The following is a 3,026-nucleotide window of genomic DNA, read 5'->3' as shown; positions in this document are numbered from 1 at the left end:
ACGGCCTCATAGTTGCTCGTCGTCGCTGGTGCCGTTTCATTGGATGCCGAGAGCGTAGGCACGGCGCCATCGCTGATTGCCTCCACTTCATTGGGTTGCATGATCGTTTCCTTTCTGAATCAGTCCAGGCCAGCGTTCTAGCCCAGGTCGCCGGTCGGTATCCTCCACGCCCGGCATGTAGCCCTCGCAGCGGCGAGGAAGGTCGCGGATAGGTTCATAGCTACGGCTTGCCACGATTTCACCGCGCCGGGCGGCGAGGCAGAGCCCGCGCCCGGTCAGGTTCGCGCATTGGGTGCAGGCGCGACGGTCGTCAGCATCGCTGGCTTCGGTTTCCTGAAAATCCGCTGCGGTGGCACTGCCGTTACTGCCGATAGAAGCCCTCAGAAACTCAGCATCGGCCGGATCAGGCACTGCCGTTACTGCCATTGGATTTCTTTCGGCAGTATTGGCAGTAACCGGGTCAGCACTTTGCGCAAATTTCCGCTTCGCGCGTTCAAGCCAGTCAGCCATGATCGCCCCCCGACTTGCCGGCTTTCGGATTGATGACGTAGCGATAGGTGCGTCGCCCCGTTCCCGGCCCGGTGCCGCCGACTTCTTCGGCGCGCAGCCAGTCTTCGTCTTCCAGCCAGTCCAGCGCCGCCTGTACCGCCTCGTCGGTCGTCAGGCTGCGCCATTGGTTGCGCCGCACGTCGCGCGCCGTGAAGCCGTCGGCGAGCTTGCCTTGACGCAGCTTGTCGGCCAGGGCTTGCGCCGCACGCAGACCGTCGTCGGTCAGCAGGCCATAGCAGCGCCGCGCATGCGCCTCCAGATACTCGCACCAAGCCGCTGCCCGCAAGGCGGATTCCGCAGTCACCAACCCACAGCGACCTGTTGCCGCGCAATCGACCAGGTGCAGGACCAGCGCCAACGCCGGAAACAGCTTGTCGAACTTGGCCAGGTGCTGCTGGATGATCGGATGATCCTCGGCGGGCATTTTTGAACCGTGCAGCTCGCCCGACCATTCGATGAAGATGCCTTGCGCCGCGTCGTCGAAAAAGAAATGCGGGAACTTGGCGAAGTCGTCAATGGGTGCGGCGCCCCACGCCACCGGGTCGAAATCGGCCAGCGTATCGAACACAGCGAAGGCGCGGTCGCGGGCTTCCTTCGCCGGGATGCGGTTGCGCCACTCCCACGCTCGATGATCGGGAAACACCAGCAGTTGAAACCGTTGCAGCATGCCGTCATTGGCCAGCGCGTTCGCGGCCTGCTCCAGGTAGCCGGTCAGCTTGTCCGGCTGGATGCCGCCGAAGATCGACACGCACAGGTTCGGGATGAAAATCGAGCCGCGCCCGATGCGGTCGGTATCGAAACTGGCGTTGCCGTTCCACGCTTCCAGGTAAAAGGCCCGTTCGCCTTCGCGGCCATCCTTGTCCCACGATGCAATCAATCCGACCAGTTCATCCCGCATCACCAGCAAGCCCGAGGGATTCTCGCGCAGCAATTCGCCCAGCTTTTCGACGGTGGTGTCGTTGGACTTGTAGCGCCGCAGGGTCGGCGCTTCCGGCGCCTGTTGCCGGTGGCCTTGGAGTTCCTTGGCGATGCTGTCCAGATCGCCCTTCTTGGCATCCTTCGCCGCCGCCTTGATGCGCGATTCGATGGCGTCCCGCTTCGCCTCGAACACCGTGTTGTCGGCCTCGAAGGCTTCAAGGTCCGCGCGATGCGCTTCCATTGCCCGCGCAATCAGGCGGTCCAGCGGCTTCAGCGCCGCGCCAATGGCCGGCGACTTCTTCGCCGACGGCAGGCCGACGATGCCGCCCCACAGATTCGGCACGATCAGCCAGGAATCGAGCGACTTGGGCTTGATCGCACAGCGCGCGCCAATGATCGCGCCCAGCGCCACCAGTGCCCCCGCCGCGATGAAGTCTGGCGGGCAAGGCATGCGGTCGGCCTCGTCCATCACCCAGCCGCGCAGCGCTTCGGGCAGCAGGGTATCTGCATCGAAAGCTGGCACCGGATGCAGCGCCGCCTGAATCGGCTTCGGCGCCGGCCAGTCGTTGCTTGTCGCCGGCTTTTCCGTTGCCGCCGCGTCGCCGGCAATCGTTTCGTCCAAGCCGACGGTGGCCAGCGCGGCAATGTCCGCCGCCGTGGCGTCCGGGTGCGTCATCAGCCAGTCCACCGCATCGCCTTTGGGCGGCAGGTTCAGCGCCGCCACGTCGATGATCAACACCGTGCAGCCCAGCGCCCGCAGCGCCGCCGCTACCGCATCGGCATAGCGCCGACCGGCCTCGTCGTTGTCGGGCCAGATCGTCACGCTGCGCCCCGCCAGTGCTTGCCAATCGGTCTTCCCAGCGGAATCCGCCGCGCCGCTGGTGGTCGCCAGTACCCCGATTTTCGCCAGCGCATCGGCGCACCATTCGCCCTCGCACACGATCACCGAATCGTCGGGCCGCGCTGCCAGTTCATGCAGGCGGTAGAGCGGCTTACCTTCCGGGTAGTCCGGTTCGCCCAGCGCATAGCCTTCGCCGTTCAACTTCATCGGGCGAATCCATTTGTCCCCGGTGTCGGGATTCTTCAGGCGGATGCGCCAGTGCAGCGGCGTGCCGCCCGCGTCGGTGTACTCGTGCAGGGCTTGCGGCTTGAAGCCATCGCGCATCGCTCCGGCGGCAAGACGGCGCGCGGCTTGTTGGGGTGTCTCGTTCATCGCGATTCCTCCCAGGCGCCCAGCGCCCGCGCTGCTTCGATGAAGCGCAGCCCGTGGCGTTGCATGTGGAAGGCGAGCACGTCGCCGCCGTGCGTGCCGCAGACCATGCAGCGGAAAGCGCCGGTCTCGATCCGCACCCGCAAGCTGGGCGTGGTGTCCTGGTGGAACGGACAGACAGCGGATTTCCATCCGCCGCCGCCCACCAGTTTCAAGCCCTGTTCCCGGTAATACTCGACAGGATTCGGCAGCCGTTCGCGCTTGAAGCCGAAGGCGCCTTGATTCAGTCCCCGCGTGGGGTTCGCGCGTCTCATGGTGCGCCCCTATGCCGCTGCCTTGCGGGCGGCTT

3 protein-coding genes are annotated in these 3,026 nt (G+C 65.4%); all 3 read right to left on the bottom strand.

From position 1 onward, the window contains the following. Nucleotides 1-87: 87 nt before the first annotated feature. Nucleotides 88-510 carry a hypothetical protein gene (locus ADADOO_RS10020; protein ID WP_511277194.1) on the bottom strand — a complete coding sequence of 141 codons (423 nt, stop codon included), beginning with the start codon at nucleotides 508-510 and terminating at the stop codon, nucleotides 88-90. After that, nucleotides 503-2,509, bottom strand: a complete 2,007-nt coding sequence (locus tag ADADOO_RS10015) for a YfjI family protein (RefSeq protein WP_511277192.1) — start codon at nucleotides 2,507-2,509, stop codon at nucleotides 503-505. The genes ADADOO_RS10020 and ADADOO_RS10015 overlap by 8 nt, the downstream gene beginning before the upstream one ends. A 167-nt stretch (nucleotides 2,510-2,676) precedes the next feature. Continuing rightward, nucleotides 2,677-2,991 (bottom strand): CHC2 zinc finger domain-containing protein, encoded by a 315-nt coding sequence (locus ADADOO_RS10010; RefSeq protein WP_511277190.1) that lies wholly within the window; start codon nucleotides 2,989-2,991, stop codon nucleotides 2,677-2,679. Between the last annotated feature and the right edge of the window lie 35 nt (nucleotides 2,992-3,026).

Source organism: Azonexus sp., from assembly GCF_036170495.1.
Lineage (GTDB): Bacteria > Pseudomonadota > Gammaproteobacteria > Burkholderiales > Rhodocyclaceae > Azonexus.
This window is presented reverse-complemented; position numbering and strand designations above follow the sequence as displayed.